The 15,606-nt window shown below is 42.8% G+C and carries 14 protein-coding genes; 6 read left to right on the plus strand and 8 right to left on the minus strand.

Translation table 11 applies throughout. The features are described 5' to 3' along the window. Position 1: 1 nt before the first annotated feature. A complete protein-coding gene (gene thiB, locus L7A31_RS17925; protein WP_435532915.1) occupies positions 2–991 on the minus strand; it encodes a thiamine ABC transporter substrate binding subunit in 990 nt (329 codons plus the stop codon). A gap of 491 nt (positions 992–1,482) precedes the next feature. Between thiB and L7A31_RS17930 the strand changes: the two genes are divergently transcribed. Further along, entirely contained in the window at positions 1,483–1,722 is a 240-nt protein-coding gene (locus tag L7A31_RS17930; RefSeq protein WP_237363129.1) for a hypothetical protein, read from the plus strand. A gap of 32 nt (positions 1,723–1,754) precedes the next feature. On the opposite strand, the gene L7A31_RS17935 is transcribed toward L7A31_RS17930, so the two are convergent. Together L7A31_RS17935 and mpl are read right to left on the minus strand one after the other, a co-directional pair. Continuing rightward, positions 1,755–2,387, minus strand: a complete 633-nt coding sequence (locus L7A31_RS17935; protein ID WP_237363130.1) for a flavin prenyltransferase UbiX — start codon at positions 2,385–2,387, stop codon at positions 1,755–1,757. An 8-nt stretch (positions 2,388–2,395) separates the two neighbouring features. Further along, complete coding sequence (gene mpl, locus L7A31_RS17940; RefSeq protein ID WP_237363131.1) at positions 2,396–3,742, minus strand: UDP-N-acetylmuramate:L-alanyl-gamma-D-glutamyl-meso-diaminopimelate ligase; 1,347 nt, start codon at positions 3,740–3,742, stop codon at positions 2,396–2,398. A gap of 256 nt (positions 3,743–3,998) precedes the next feature. Between mpl and fbp the strand changes: the two genes are divergently transcribed. Then, the gene (fbp, locus tag L7A31_RS17945) at positions 3,999–5,015 is read left to right on the plus strand and encodes a class 1 fructose-bisphosphatase (protein ID WP_237363132.1); all 1,017 of its coding nucleotides are present in this window, start codon (positions 3,999–4,001) and stop codon (positions 5,013–5,015) included. Positions 5,016–5,291: 276 nt separating this feature from the next. Continuing rightward, positions 5,292–5,819 (plus strand): inorganic diphosphatase, encoded by a 528-nt coding sequence (gene ppa, locus L7A31_RS17950; protein WP_237363133.1) that lies wholly within the window; start codon positions 5,292–5,294, stop codon positions 5,817–5,819. Between the two features lie 34 nt (positions 5,820–5,853). On the opposite strand, the gene L7A31_RS17955 is transcribed toward ppa, so the two are convergent. Genes L7A31_RS17955 through tamA form a run of 3 tightly spaced genes read right to left on the minus strand, consistent with a single transcriptional unit; the run spans position 5,854 to position 11,708 of the window. Next, positions 5,854–6,222 (minus strand): gamma-glutamylcyclotransferase family protein, encoded by a 369-nt coding sequence (locus tag L7A31_RS17955; protein WP_237363134.1) that lies wholly within the window; start codon positions 6,220–6,222, stop codon positions 5,854–5,856. Positions 6,223–6,231: 9 nt separating this feature from the next. Beyond that, entirely contained in the window at positions 6,232–9,996 is a 3,765-nt protein-coding gene (tamB, locus tag L7A31_RS17960; protein WP_237363135.1) for an autotransporter assembly complex protein TamB, read from the minus strand. After that, positions 9,993–11,708 (minus strand): autotransporter assembly complex protein TamA, encoded by a 1,716-nt coding sequence (gene tamA, locus L7A31_RS17965; protein WP_237363136.1) that lies wholly within the window; start codon positions 11,706–11,708, stop codon positions 9,993–9,995. The genes tamB and tamA overlap by 4 nt, the downstream gene beginning before the upstream one ends. Positions 11,709–11,935: 227 nt before the next feature. Between tamA and msrA the strand changes: the two genes are divergently transcribed. Beyond that, a complete protein-coding gene (gene msrA / locus L7A31_RS17970; protein ID WP_237363137.1) occupies positions 11,936–12,562 on the plus strand; it encodes a peptide-methionine (S)-S-oxide reductase MsrA in 627 nt (208 codons plus the stop codon). 46 nt (positions 12,563–12,608) lie between these two features. Here msrA and L7A31_RS17975 read toward each other — a convergent pair whose 3' ends face one another. Continuing rightward, the gene (locus L7A31_RS17975; protein ID WP_237363138.1) at positions 12,609–12,809 is read right to left on the minus strand and encodes a DUF1107 family protein; all 201 of its coding nucleotides are present in this window, start codon (positions 12,807–12,809) and stop codon (positions 12,609–12,611) included. Between the two features lie 235 nt (positions 12,810–13,044). Between L7A31_RS17975 and L7A31_RS17980 the strand changes: the two genes are divergently transcribed. Continuing rightward, positions 13,045–13,602 carry a YtfJ family protein gene (locus tag L7A31_RS17980; protein ID WP_237363139.1) on the plus strand — a complete coding sequence of 186 codons (558 nt, stop codon included), beginning with the start codon at positions 13,045–13,047 and terminating at the stop codon, positions 13,600–13,602. Between the two features lie 237 nt (positions 13,603–13,839). Beyond that, complete coding sequence (locus L7A31_RS17985; protein WP_237363140.1) at positions 13,840–14,727, plus strand: TIGR03899 family protein; 888 nt, start codon at positions 13,840–13,842, stop codon at positions 14,725–14,727. Here the strand turns inward: L7A31_RS17985 and cobA are convergent, their stop codons facing one another. Then, a complete protein-coding gene (cobA, locus tag L7A31_RS17990) occupies positions 14,728–15,591 on the minus strand; it encodes a uroporphyrinogen-III C-methyltransferase (RefSeq protein WP_237363141.1) in 864 nt (287 codons plus the stop codon). Between the last annotated feature and the right edge of the window lie 15 nt (positions 15,592–15,606).

Here is a 15,606-nt window from a genome sequence, read left to right on the forward strand (position 1 = left end):
TCTAATCAGCTAATGCGTTCTGCCACTCACGAATCCAAGCTTTACGATCCTTAGCGACTTCTTGTGAAGAAAAGCTGAATGTATGTGTTGGCTTAACCAAAGTATCAAACCCTTTCGGCAACTTAACGTTAGTCACGGGGTACATCCAGTTTCCAGTTGGGATAACAGATTGGAAATCATCACTCAGCATAAATTGCATGAACTCGTCAGCAAGCTTAGGGTGCTTGGTTGTTTTCACTTTTGCTGCCACTTCAACTTGCAGGTACTCACCTTCAGAAAAACTTGCGGCCGCGTACTTATCTGTTTTCTCTTCAATCAGGTGGTAAGCCGGAGAAGTAGTGTATGAAAGAACCATATCGGCTTCGCCTTTTAAGAACATTGAGTACGCTTCAGACCAACCTTTTGTCACTGTTACTGTCTTTTTCGCTAGCTCTTTCCATGCTTGCGGTGCTTTGTCGCCATAGACCGATTTCATCCACAGTAACAAACCTAGCCCCGGCGTCGATGTACGCGGGTCTTCGTAGATAACTGTTAAACCATTTTTGTTTTCAACCAAGTCTTTCAAACTTTTTGGTGGATTCTTGAGTTTGTCTTTGTTGTAAACAAAAGCAAAGTAGCCGTAATCAAAAGGGACGAATGTCTGATTAGTCCAACCGCCCGGAACTTTCAGCTTAGCTACATCGACATTGCTAGGAGCAAACAAACCAGTATTTTGCGCTTCAGTAATCAGGTTGTTGTCTAAACCTAAAACAATATCCGCTTTAGTGCTCTTGCCCTCAAGTCTTAAACGGTTTAATACAGATACACCATCATCCAAGGTGACAAATTTTAATTTGCAGTGATACTTACTCTCAAATGCTTTCTTAATTTTAGGGCCCGGACCCCAATCTGCAGCAAACGAGCTATAGGTATAAACAGTTAGTGTCTTATCGCCACTGTTGTCTGTGTCAGCAAGAGATGAAAAAGAAACAATAGCCAACATCGTAGTCATGGCTATAGATATAGATTTGATAAATTTGGTCACTGCTTACGCTCCATATACGCGGCGTAAATGAGGTAGGACCTATCGATGAACATAGAGAATCCTAACTCAATCCCTACGCCAGCATTATCCGGTTCAGGTTCCTGATCGATTGATCAATTGCGGGTTCCGAGCTGTGCTCGATCTCAGCCATCGTGTAACTAGCTCCCCGATGAGTTGTTACGAATTGTAGTGTTAATAATGTGTTTTGGCTATATGCACTCGATGTCAATCATCCAAGTAATGGCTCGTGTGTATTTATCCCCAATAGTTCTATAGGATTTTACGTAGTCGTTACCAATATTTCCTTCATTAACAAGCATTAAAACTTAGTAACGTTTTCTAAGTATTACATCGATGGAAAAGCAGATCCGAGAAACATACACAATAGAGGATACATGCATAATAAAAGCATCAATCAAATGGTTATGTTTGTACTTTGATTAACAAGGAAGGTTGCTATGAATCTAAATCCAACAGCATCAAAAGTGTACAATGCAGTGAGTGATATTTGCTGCAAACAAAACACCGCTCATTTACACGATGTAAAAGAACTGTCTGGAGTAGCAGAGAACAAAATTCACCGAGTTATTTATTGCCTTGTCGAACTTGGTTATCTCAAAAAAATTCACCGGAAAGCGACTCACGAGACCAAGTCGAGTTATACCTTTGAGCTCATTCCGGCGAGTCAAGTCCATTAATTAAATTTATCAAGCATAGCGTCATCAAGGTGCTATGCTTCATTCCTCTGATCGTACCCCCATCTAGGCACCAGCTCTTGCTCGATGCCTAAATGATCCAAAATGCGTGCAACCATAAAGTCGACCAGATCATCGATAGATTTGGGATTGTGATAGAACCCCGGAGAAGCAGGCATAATCGTCACGCCCAATTGCGACAACTTATGCATGTTTTCAAGATGTAGAGTGGAGAAAGGCGTTTCTCGAACCACTAGCATGAGCTGACCACGCTCTTTTATCACGACATCAGCTGCGCGCTCTATAAGGTTATCCGACATACCATGAGCAATTGACGCCACACTGCCAACTGAACATGGACAAATCACCATTTTTTTCGGCGCGGCTGAACCTGAAGCTACAGGAGAAAACCAATCTTCTTTGCCACATACCTCTAAGCGTTCGGGGTCACAGCCAAAAAGCTTTACTAACGCTTTCTTCGCTGCTTCTGGGCCACTAGGTAGTTTTAGGTCATGTTCAGTTGCCAACACAACTCGGGCAGCAGGAGAAATTAGCAAGTAGACTTTGTAATCTGCTGCCAATAAAGATTCGAGGAGCTTTAATCCATAAGGAGCCCCAGAGGCCCCTGTGAATGCAAGGGTAATTTCGTTTTGCTTTTTATTCGTCATTCAAATATCTAAAGCGACGATTTTAGCTTGCTGTGAATTCCACCAAAACCGCCGTTACTCATTACTAAAATATGATCGCCCGGCTGGGCTTCTTCGCTAATTTTAGCGACTAATGTATCAATATGCTCGCTAATAATGGCACTTTGAGTACATTTATCTGCAATGTCTTGTACCGACCAGCCAATGTTGTCGGGCTGATAGAGATATACAGAGTCGGCTTTTTTCAGTGAATCCGCCAAAATATCATTGTGAACCCCACGCTTCATTGTTGCTGAACGAGGCTCCAAAACTGCAATGATTTTACTATCTCCGATTTTGTTTCTAAGACCATCAATGGTAAGAGCTATCGCCGTTGGGTGATGGGCAAAATCGTCATACAATGACACGCCATTAAACTCTCCAAGTAACTCTAGACGTCGCTTGGTATTGACAAACTTTGCTAGAGCTTCGCAAGCTAAATCTGGCGTAACACCAACGTGGCGAGCAGCTCCAATCGCCATTAGTGCGTTTGCTACATTATGCTCGCCCACTAAGTCCCACTTCACTTCGCCCACAAGTTCACCGTGATAGAACACCTTAAACTGTGAGCCGTCTTTGTGAATGTTCTCTGTATTCCAGCCTTCAGCATCGCCTGTAGTTTGAGTGTCTGTCCAACAACCTCTTTCCAATACGTCATCAATAGCACCGTCGTTGGCTGGAGATAGAATCAAACCATTGCCTGGTACAGTGCGAACTAAATGGTGGAATTGGCGTTTAATCGCTTCAAGATCATCAAAGATATCCGCATGATCAAACTCTAGGTTGTTGATCACTAAAGTCCGCGGATGGTAATGAACGAACTTAGAACGCTTATCGAAAAAAGCACTGTCATATTCATCAGCTTCAACGACAAAAAACATGCTTTCGCCCAAACGGGCAGAAACACCAAAGTTACCAAGCACTCCACCAACCAAAAAACCCGGCTTGTAATCACAATACTCAAGTATCCAAGCTAACATACTAGACGTAGTCGTTTTGCCATGCGTACCTGAAACTGCAAGCACCCAGCGGTCTTTTAACAAAAACTCTTGTAACCACTGGGGGCCAGATGTATATCTCATCGTCGAATTCAACACATGCTCAACACAAGGGTTACCACGACTTAAAGCATTACCAATGACAACTAGATCCGGCTCAGGGCTTAATTGAGAAGGGTCGAAACCTTGTATTATTTCAATACCTTGAGATTCAAGCAAAGTACTCATCGGCGGATACACATTCGCATCACTACCCGTAACCTTATGTCCCAACTGGCGCGCTAATACCGCAGCACCTCCCATAAACGTGCCACAAATTCCCAAGATATGAATATGCATTTACGACTGCCCTTCCTAGCAACTAGCTGTTGGTAAAAGATTATTATACCTAAGTAACACTTGGCTACTGAGGATTTGTTCATTTTCGGTAACAAAAGCGCAAAGGATTATTCTTGCATAGTTAAAGACATACAAAATGAGATCTGTGTCAGTTAGTTTATTACCATTAATAAGATTCGCTACGTAGACTTAATACCTGAATGATAAAACCAAACTTCAACTAGTTATTTCGTTTTGAGAAAGTTAAGGAACCAAAATGTCAGAGTTGCGTACCCTCGGTGAGTTCATCGTTGAAAAGCAAGCAGATTTCCCCCATGCCAGCGGCGACCTTTCTTCCCTTTTGTCTTCAATTAGACTTGCTGCAAAAATCGTTAACCGAGAAATAAACAAAGCCGGCCTTGTCGATATCACAGGTGCTGTTGGTACCGACAATGTGCAGGGCGAAGAACAACAGAAGCTCGACGTGTACGCCAACGAAAAGTTCAAGGCAGCACTTGAGGCTCGCGATCAAGTTTGTGGCGTTGCCAGTGAAGAAGAGGACGAAGCAGTCGCGTTCAACAAAGAACTGAGTAAGAATGCCAAATACGTGGTGCTTATGGATCCACTCGATGGCTCTTCGAACATTGATGTTAATGTTTCCGTCGGAACCATCTTCTCTATTTATCACCGAGTTTCACCACCGGGAACGCCAGCAACTGAAGAAGATTTTTTGCAGCCTGGACATAGACAAGTCGCTGCGGGCTACGTAATTTACGGCTCTTCTACCATGTTGGTTTATACCACTGGTAAAGGCGTCAATGGCTTCACTTACGACCCTTCCATTGGCACTTTCTGTCTTTCTCACGAAAATATGATGGTGCCAGAAGACGGCAATATCTACTCGATTAACGAAGGGAACTACATCAAATTCCCAGCTGGTGTGAAGAAATACATCAAATATTGCCAAGAAAATGTGCCCGAAGAAAAGCGCCCTTATACTTCACGCTACATCGGCTCACTGGTATCAGATTTCCACCGAAACCTGCTTAAGGGCGGTATCTATCTTTACCCAAGCACACAAAGTTACCCAAATGGTAAACTAAGACTTCTTTACGAATGCAATCCAATGGCGTTCCTAATTGAGCAAGCTGGCGGTATTGCTTCTGACGGCGTTAACCGTATCTTAGACCTCAAACCGACTGAACTTCACCAGCGTGTACCGTTCTTCGTTGGCTCTAAGAACATGGTACAAAAAGTAGAAGAGTTCTTAGAAAAGTACCGTGACGAAGAATAACCCTATCTCTTTTTGAACTCACTAAAGCAAGCAGACAAATTCAAGTGTGCTTGCTTTCACTATTGCGTTACCTCCCGTTCAGGCTAGAATTCATACATCCTAGTAAGCTCACGCAATGAACTCTGCAAACAAACTTTCTGCATGTGCTCTGTGCCGAATGTGCTATGAATCAGCTTGGGTATACATTCCCGTCAAAAACGATTATTTTATGCAAAGTTTTGACGTTAAGAATTAATAAAGCCTACATGGCGTAAACACTTCAAAAAGGAAACTTGTATGAGCCTAAATCAAGTACCAGCGGGTAAATCACTACCTGATGACATCTACGTTGTAATCGAAATTCCAGCAAATGCCGATCCTATCAAATATGAAGTAGATAAAGACTCTGGTGCGGTATTTGTCGATCGTTTTATGTCAGCTCCTATGTTCTACCCATGTAACTATGGTTATGTGAACAATACACTTTCTTTGGATGGCGACCCAGTTGACGTATTGGTACCAACTCCATACCCACTTATGCCGGGATCAGTGATTCGTTGCCGCCCAGTTGGCGTTCTAAAGATGACAGACGAGTCTGGTGAAGACGCGAAAGTATTTGCCGTTCCTCATACTAAACTTTCAAAAGAGTACGACCACATTCAAGATGTTGGCGATATCCCAGAGCTTTTAAAAGCACAAATCACTCAATTCTTTGAGCGTTACAAAGAGCTTGAAGCGGGTAAATGGGTAAAAGTTGATGGTTGGGCAGATATCGAAGCTGCTCGCGAAGAGATCCTTACTTCTTACGAAAGAGCGCAGAAGTAATAAGCTTTTTGCCGATATAGAGTCGTAATCCATATCATTGATTACGGCTCTTTTTATAGCGATTGCACCAATCACCAGATACTATTTTCCCTTCAGATAGAGCCTCATCTTGATAGAGGTATAACCAAGCTTCTCCATAAGGTGTTTCAATCTTTTCTCGTCGGTATTCCAGCGGCACGCTCTCTAGCTTATCTAAAAGCTTCAACTCTTGTTCGCTAACAGCATACACTTCACCGATTATCGCAGTTCCGCCTTTTGTTAGGATTGCAGGATACTCGCCTAAATCATACATAGAGTAATTAGCAAGCGTCGTGAAAACTCCAATAAACTCTGCTCGAGAAATGTAGTGATGATTGTATTCACCTTTTCTCAAAGTGCCATATACGAATACCAAGTGCTTCATTATATAGCCTTAGTTAAATTCAAACTGATACAGGATATCGACTGCACTGTCCAATCCGGACACGGCTTCTAGGTATAAATTGGAAATCATCTGGTATCGTACAGTAAACTCACCAACTGGATTAAATATACCTACACCGTATTTCACTTGCAGGTTTGGTAACACATAACCACTGACTACCACTTGAGAAGTATCCCCTGCACCAGCTGTATCTAATTGCAAGTCCTGCACGCCAAACGCTTGACCAATTTTTCCGACAACCTGACCACTTTGTGCCAAACTCAAGCCAATTAAGGTAGTCGTCATCGTACTGTTTCCAGAAGAATCGGTATCAATGTTTTGTCCACGCAGCAGATAAGACAAAGCATTCGCCTGGGGCATGGCTGGATCCGAAAAAACCGAAATTGTCGGATCATCGGCTGGGCCCTTCACCTTGATTCCAGCAGTCACATCATCTTGAGTATTATCTGGATTACGAATCGCGGTTATATTGATATACGGCTGATCGATTGGACCATTCATTAGCACTTTGCCAGATTGAATCTGTAAATCTTGGCCGAAAGATTGGTATGTACCATCTAAGATATTCACCTCACCGACAACAAAAGGCCCTTTGTCATTTTGGGTAACACGCAATTCTCCTTGTAGCTTGCCTTTTAAGCCAAATGCAGAAACAGAGACATCGTTACCTATGGTGATTTTTACATCCGATTGAACTTTAAATGGCACTATTGGTTGGGTGGATTTAGGCTTGAGTTTGGAATTTAATATCACCTGATCCTTTGACACCTTAATCGCACTTGGTGGTAATTTTTCAACTACGATTTGCCCCCAAGGTAGAGCAATATTGCCTTTGATATCAGCAAGCTTTGGAGTGACTCGAATCGTTAAATCAGGCACCACCTTTAGCTTGGCCATCGACGTAGCGTTAACTAGTAAACCAGTAGCGGAAACATGAGCATTAGCTTGCCAATCTTGCAAGCTACTCCAGTTTGCATCACCTGTAAGGTTTACTTTTCCTTCTGGGGTTTGTATCGCACCTACCAATGTGGACTGTTTACCGTCAAATTTGATACTGACTTTTCCTGAATCGACATCAACTGGTGAAATATCCCCTTTAACAACAATTTGCTCGGCGGTCGCTGTACCATATATTTCTGGGTGTTTAATTGCTCCTTTTAGCGCCAAGTCCGAGTTAATGTTTGCTCCTAACTTACTGTAAGAACCTATCAATGGCGCTAAGAAATTTAGGTTCAACTGAGAAACTTTTAACGCTCCATCAACGAGCTTGTTTTTTTGCCTCACATCTGGAATATCCAAGTGACCAGAGATATCACCGTTTTGTTTTAGATTTACAGACCATTTTGAGCTCAATTGATTGTTCTTCAAACTTGCATCAAGGCCTATCGAGCTCCAAGCAATTGTGACTGGTTTGGGTAATTGTCGAATAACCTCACCATCAGGTATAGAAAGTGATACTGATAATTTGGGAGGCTCATTGGGTGCCCATTTCATGTCTGCTTTTGCGTTCGCTACCCCTTTAAAGTCAATACCTTTGGGCAAAAAACCTGCGACTTGATGCAAACTTAAATCATTTACAGATAGAGCAACTTTACCAGACTTACCGACGATTGCTTTCGAATCAAGGCAAATAGAAGAGTTGCCATTTACCCAACAATGAGGTGAGACGCTTGCCTGTTGTTGACTGAACAAATAGGCAATATCAGTCGGTTTGTTCAACTGCCAAACACCAACTCTTGAGCGAACTGACATCGTCTCTAGTTCCCCGCTCCAAGATTCAGAAGGCTTGAAGTTTCCTTGCAAGCTTAGCTGAGTAGACACTCTTTGACTTCCAACATTCAACTTCAGAAAGTGCTGATTGAGTGTCCCCTTCAAGGCAGCTTTAACCGAATTAACTTCCTGATGATTATAGTCAATTTGCTCACCACTCAGCACGAGGTTAGATTGGTAATCGGAAAGTGGGGCTACGGTACCGTCAAGTGCAGCTTGTTTGATTGTTAAGTTGTTTTGCCAATCAAGGTTGACTGCTTTTAGCTTCAGAGCAACTTTAGGCTTCGCAAGAGAATCCGTCACACGCACTGTGCCGTTGATTTGACCTCCAAGCCCGGGCAATGTTTCAGACAGCTTAGGAAGTTTCACTGCTAACTGCATGTTCCATTGCTCGCCTAATTCCCCTTGCGCGGTAATAGAGTTCGGGCCATGAGCCAATACTAGATTTGGAGTGTTTACAATATACTCGCCTTTACCGTGACTATCTGACACCGAGACTGAGCCATCCAAACGAAATGGTTGTTTTTGTATTGAGCCATTAACTGCCACGTTTGGAAGGTTAAGTTGCCACCCACCTTGCTCTGTGGTGGAGCCATTAGTCTCTATGCGTCCGCTTAAATCACCTTGAACTTCAGGCCACTGCTTATTGGGTTGAATATTGGTTAGGTTCAGATCAGCTTGCCATGAAAACAGAGTTTGCCAATCTAACTTCACGTTGCCAACTAAAGTGCCTCCTAATGTGTCTGCATTAAGCTGCTGAAACTCGATACCATTTATAGAACCTGATCCTGTCGTTTTCAGAACTGTCCCTGGAATCTGCTGACCAGTCACATTGCCATCAAGAGAAAAGCCGTATTTATCCAAGTCTCCTTTCATCTTCAGTTTGGCTACCGCAAACTGATAGTCACTCTTACCTTGTAGCGGCCATTGGGAATTGGCACTCTCCAGAGTGAGATCAAACGGCACATTAGAAACTAACGGATGCATGCTTCCAGATAGTTTGCCTTCTATCGGACCAGACAGTTGGCTATTGATCTCTAGATTGCCAATGCTACCAGCAAGAGAAAGCGCAATTTTCTGACCAGAAAAATTCGTTTGATTGATCGTCGCTTTCAGATCACTCGCAAGAGGATAATCGCCTTGTAAACTGACTTGACCTTTCATCTCACCATCGAAGTCAGGGCTTGCTACCGAGAGATAACCAACATCTATATTGTGACCTTGCCCACGACCTTCAAAAACAAATTTATTGATGACGAAGGGTTGGGGCTGCTTAAGCGTAAAACCATCAACTTCGAGCCTTTTAAGTTTGATGTCCAAAGGCAAAGTCACCTGCGGCAAAGTAATACTGCTTACTTTTGAACTTGGCTTCTTGCTGGGCTGAGCGTGTTGTGACTTACTAGACGCTGGCTGAGTACTCTGATCTGGAGCGACAACCAAACCTGAAATTTTGCTTGGGTCGATGGTTAGCTGGTTCCCCTGCCAACTACCCTGTGTTTTAAGGCGTGCGAGCGATATCTTATTGCCATAAACATTGACACTTATATCGGATAAATCTACTCGATCAAAAAACAGCGGTATTGGCAGCGATATAGAGCCTGTTGTTTCTTGTTTCGTTTTAGGTTGAGGTTTAGCCGTAACCTCAGTCAATTTGACGTTTGCCCCTTTAACTGAGATATCTTGAATGCATAGTGACGGTTTCAAAAAGCATGCTGGATTTAGACCTAAAGAAACATTTTTCACTTGAGAATCGACACCAAGTTTTTGATCTTTATAACTCACGTCGTATAAAGTGAAATGCGGAAATACGGCCCCGCTCGCTGCACCTATTTTAAGTTCTGGGACCGTTTTTTCTGCCCCCCAAACCAATAGCTTTAAGCCAACAGGTGTGTAAAACAAACCGATTATGCTTATCAAAGCGATAGCCACGAGCGATGCCATTATGTAGGAGAGCCATTTTGTCGAGTGAATGATCACCTTCATAGCTCAGGCCCTAACGAGAAGTGTATTCGGAATTTCTGTCCGGGAGTTGCATCAAGTCCCCAAGCAAAGTCCAATCGAATCGGTCCTACTGGCGACGCCCAGCGAATACCAAACCCTGTTCCTCGTTTAAAATCTGGTTTAGAGTTAAAAGCATCACCATAATCATAGAAAACAGCCCCCCACCAGCTACCATAAATGCGGTGTTGGTACTCAAGCGAAGAAGTCGCAAGGTACTTCGCCCCTGTCAATGCGCCCGTTGAGTCCGTAGGTGAGATTGAATCATAGCTGTAACCACGAATGCTATTATCACCACCAGCGAAGAAGCGAAGTGATGGAGATAGCTTATCAAAGTCCTCGGTAAAGTTACCGCCAAGATCGATACGGAATAATCCTCGCTGATTTCGGCCATAACTTCTAATCCATGACGAACTCCCTTGAACTCTCAGTACTCTCGTTTCAGAAAAAAACTCCGGATCGCCATATTCAAAAGTAAAGTTCTCGCCGTCTCCCCAAGTCGGCATAGCGCCGCCTCTAATTCTCGTACGTGTAAATGACATTCCGGGCAGTACAAAATGACCAACGGCATCTTGTTCACCTTGCTCATAATTTTCCACTAAATAACGAATACGAGCAGTGCGGTGCCAACCGTCATCTAACAACCAATGTCGTTCAAATGATAAGTTCGACTCGATACTCTTTGTATCTAAGTTATCAACTCTCTTTAATCCATACTGAACCAAATAGTAATCACGCAGCACATCTTCTAACGGGATCTTATAACCAAGTGTGATCACCTGTTCAGGGTTGGACAGTGAAAAACTACTATTAAAGCTGTTGCCATTCGAGCTAAGCCAAGGTTTTTTCCACTTCAATGTGCCACGAACACCCACATCTGTTGAATACCCCAACCCTGTTTCCAATTTATTGCGAGTCTCTGGAGCCAACTCGACGTTCATTGGTAACTCTCGGTTTGTTCCGACATTAGATAAGTCTGGTGTCACCAATACCGAGGAAAACCAGTCAGTACTCGATAAGTTTTGGTTGAATTGAGTGATATCGTTAGCTAAATACGAATCACCTTCTTTATAGGGTTGCAGCGATCGAACACGGCTTAGATGGATTTGACTGCCTGTTATGGTCGTTTTGCCAAATTGGTAACGCATTCCGCTGCTATAGTGAAGAATGATAAACGCTTCGTTAAGCGAAGGGGCAACCTCTAGTCGACTCTCTGTAAACTCTCCTTTGAAGTATCCTTTCCTCAAGGCTAGATTTCGAATGGAGCTTTTTAGCGTTTCATACTGGCCATGATTGAGTATTTCACCCACTTTTAAGCCGCTCAATCCCAATAGTTTTTGGAAGTCAGGATCCGATTTAGCCTCACCAGTAATCTGAAAGTCTATCTTTTTGACTAAAACGGGTTTTCCTGGCTTGATATTAACCACCAGCTTTGTGCCTTTACCTTCAACAGAGAAGCGAAACTTAGCATGGTAATAACCGACTGCGTTCAATGCTTCATTGAGGCTTTTTTCTAACCGTGATTGAAAGCGTAATGTGACTCGATAATCGGATTTTGGGATAGCAGCTAGATAAGCATCGACGTTCTTTTCCAAATCACCACTTAAGCCATTTATCGATAGATCAACATCATTAGCCAGTGCCTTGCTGGGGAGAGCTAAAGCAATAATTAGTGCTGGTAATGACTTTCTCTTCATGACTTAATAAGTAAAATTCAGCTAGATAGTATTGATTCTTTTAATCATAACGTGATTCTTAACCGCTATATGTATGAAATAGGTTAATAATCCGGTCTATATAGACCACGAGTAATGTGTCAATTAGAGCTTTCTTACTAGATATTGTCCAGCTCTACGATAAATTGAAGATTGCCATATACAGACTAATCAATTGATATTACATAAATTCGCTACACAGGTGACCTATGTTAGATAAGCAAAAAATCATATCGGCAAAAGAATCGCTACCGGGCCGCTCAGAAGCGATGAGAGTTAACGATACTCACTTTGTGAACGGCAGCAACCTGAAAATGTCATCATCGGATACGCAGCAAGAGGTTGTGCTTGGCATGGGGTGCTTCTGGGGAGCAGAACGTCTCTTTTGGCAAGTAGAAGGGGTCATTTCAACATCCGTTGGCTATGCTGGTGGCTACACGCCAAATCCAACTTACGATGAGGTTTGCTCTGGTAAAACAGGGCACACCGAGGTAGTACGAGTTGTTTTTGACCCACAAATTGTTCCTTTAACGACGTTACTAAAGCAATTTTGGGAAAACCACGACCCGACTCAAGGTATGCGCCAAGGCAACGATATTGGCACGCAATATCGTTCTGTCATTTACACTAGAAATGAGCAGCAACTTGCCGTCGCCAAAACGTCTATGGCCGAATACCAATCGCTACTAAACAACCAATTAGCCATTACGACAGAAGTTGCTCTTCTCACAGAGTACTACTTTGCAGAAGACTATCATCAACAATATTTGGCAAAGAATCCTGAAGGGTACTGTGGTCTTGGCGGGACAGGTGTCTGCTTTCCACCAGAGAGATAGTGAAGTGAATAGCTGCGCGTTCTAACTAAACCCGCAGCTTTAAAATCTATACTGGCAAAGCGGCAATTTCCTTATTGATCTCTCTAAACGCATTCAGCTTGGTTGAGTCCTCAACTTCAGGCACTAAAACCTTACCGTTATCAAACTGAAATTCACCAATTCCCGTAATAAAGAAGGTACCTTTAAACAACCTTTTTACGTACCTAGCCACTTGGTGGGGGCGATAAACTGAAAATTCTTGATACATACAATCCCTATCTCCTTTAGGTACTTCAAATCCATCAAGTACAACTTACTAACAAAGTTATCACTAATTAGTAACCTTGTAATTATACTCTTTCTTCAAGCGCTCGCAATCTAAGGAAAATTTAAGTTACATTTTTATAACATTTTAACGCTATGTCATATTTTTAACGTTGAGTTATCCGTATACTTACTTTCCCTATCTATACTGCATCGATTAAAATTTAGGAGCCCATCATATGAAGTCCAATATTTTCAAATCTGCCATTGCCTTAATCGCATGCTCTCCCATACTCGCCTTTGCTAGTGGCTTGACCGTCGGACAACCTGTTCCTAAAGCGACGGTACAAGAATATGGACAAATCATGCTGAACGACGGTAATGAGTCGTACCAGAGCTGGAATACCAACGAGCTAGTCGGAAAGGTGAGAGTCATTCAAGCCATGGCAGGAAGAAGTAGCGCAAAACAAATGAACCAGCCTTTAATGGACGCTATTGGTGCTGCAAAATTCCCTAAAGACAAATACCAGACAACAACCATAGTCAACCAAGATGACGCTATGTGGGGAACTGGCTCAATGGTTAAATCATCTGCTGAGGATAGTAAGAAAGAATTCCCTTGGTCTTCTATTGTGGTGGACGAGCATGGCGCAGTCGCAAAAGCTTGGCACCTGAAGGAGCAATCCTCTGCGATTGTGGTCTTAAACAAAGATGGTCAGATCCTATTTGAGCATCAAGGTGCGCTAGATAAGGCGCAAATCAAACAGGTAATCGACCTAGTTAAGTCCAACCTATAGCACTTCCTTTTATAGATCTGCTATTGAAGCCATCAGTTTACCTCAATTGTCTGATGGCTTATTCCATTTGTCTAAACTACCAATTGTGTCAGCATATAGTAAGTTCAATACCTAACGCACATTCCTTCGTTCCAACAAGCAAGTAAACTTGTCTTATAGATACTTTCAACTATTCTTCACACATATCAAAAGCTTATAAATCAGCATATAGAGATTTAAAACTTGGTGAGCTCAGTTATGGAAGACAAAACTAAACCCGTTACCATAGAAAATGAATCATCCAGCGCAAAGCAGAAGTCCAGTTATATTAAGGACAGCGCTAGCCGAGTGTTAAATATTGCTGGTAGTCACGGTTTAGATGCACTTCTTAGACATGAGAAACCAGAGTCTACTGCACTAGAAAGATCTTCCGATAGAGAAGAAAGGCGGCAAGAGCTAAGGCAGAGAAACCTTGAGCAAATATTGAAGTTTGCTCATGGCTTTTGCAAAGATGAAACCGCAGGTGAACCAGACCCAGATTGGCTATTGCGTTTTTTCGATATGGCGCAAGAGATCCACAACTCTTCAATGCAGCGCTTATGGGCTCAAGTACTAAAAAGAGAAGTCACTAACCCCGGCTCCACCTCAATGAAAGCGCTCAAAGTACTACAAGACATGTCTTCTAAAGAGGCTCAGATCCTACAACGTGCGGCTTCTTTAGCATGTAGCTTTGGCGGTGATACTAGCCAGAAGCTGGTGATTGGATACAAAGCACAAGGTGGCATTTTTAGCTTTGGAAAGAATACAACCATGAATATCAATATTGGTAGTTTTAAATTGCCTTATTCAAGCTTGTTGGTCCTTATAGAACTTGGGCTTTTACATGGCTCGGAGCTTGAATCAGGAGAAATAGAAGTCGACCCTCCATTACCATTGAGCTACCAAGGCAAAAACATATCACTACAACCACTTGCTAAAGGGGTTCGATTACTCTATTACCGCTTTAGTCCAACAGGGAATGAATTATGTAAGCTACTGGGCAATAAACCGAGTATGAAATATTACGATCAGTTAGTAGCTATATTGAGTCAAAAGTTCATGCTGATCACCGATAGCGCGGGTGGTAGCGTCGATGAAACAGTTTAGCTAGCCGTACATATAGCTTTTGTTCTCTGCTTCTAACTCAATCTCTGTGGAGTTAAACCACTTCAGCTTTTCCGATAAAGCAACCACTTCACCGATGACAATAAGCGCTGGGGATTGAGCTTGCTTTGCTAATAGTGAAAGTTCAGATAGCCGTCCCTTGAATACCTTCTGACAGCTCTGTGTTCCACGTTCAATAATGGCGATGGGGGTAGAAGCTCCGCGGCCATTTTCTAGCATTTTTTGCTGAATATGTTGAGACTTAAGTAACCCCATATAAATAACCAGTGTCTGATTTTTCCGTGCTAACGTCGCCCAATCCATGTTGTCAGTTTCAGACTTTAGGTGACCAGTAATAAACATTGCTGACTGCGCATAATCGCGATGGGTAAGTGGAATACCTGCATATGCTGTAGCTCCTGCAGCGGCTGTAATTCCGGGAACAATTTGAAACGAGATCCCCTCATCAGCTAACACTTCCACTTCTTCGCCACCTCGACCAAAAATAAATGGGTCACCACCTTTGATTCGAACGACTCGATTTCCTTTTTTGGCAAAATCGACAAGTAGCTGATTGGTTTTCCCTTGAGGAACGCTATGGTGTCCTGCTTTCTTACCTACACACACTAAGATGCATTGGCTATTCACCAACGACATAATCTCCTCAGAAACCAAATAGTCATATAGGACAACGTCAGCTTGTTGCAGAAGATGATAAGCTTTGATAGTCAGGAGATCCGGATCGCCCGGTCCAGCGCCAACGAGGGCGACCTCTCCAGGCTGGATGATTTGCTTGCTACTGGTAGGCAATCGAGCCGTTTGACTTCGAGATAAAGGAAAAGCAGCAATAGAGTTTGATTTAGCCATCATAGGTACCAATTA

Origin of the sequence: Vibrio marisflavi CECT 7928 (genome assembly GCF_921294215.1) — a bacterium.
Classification (GTDB): Bacteria; Pseudomonadota; Gammaproteobacteria; order Enterobacterales; family Vibrionaceae; genus Vibrio; species Vibrio marisflavi.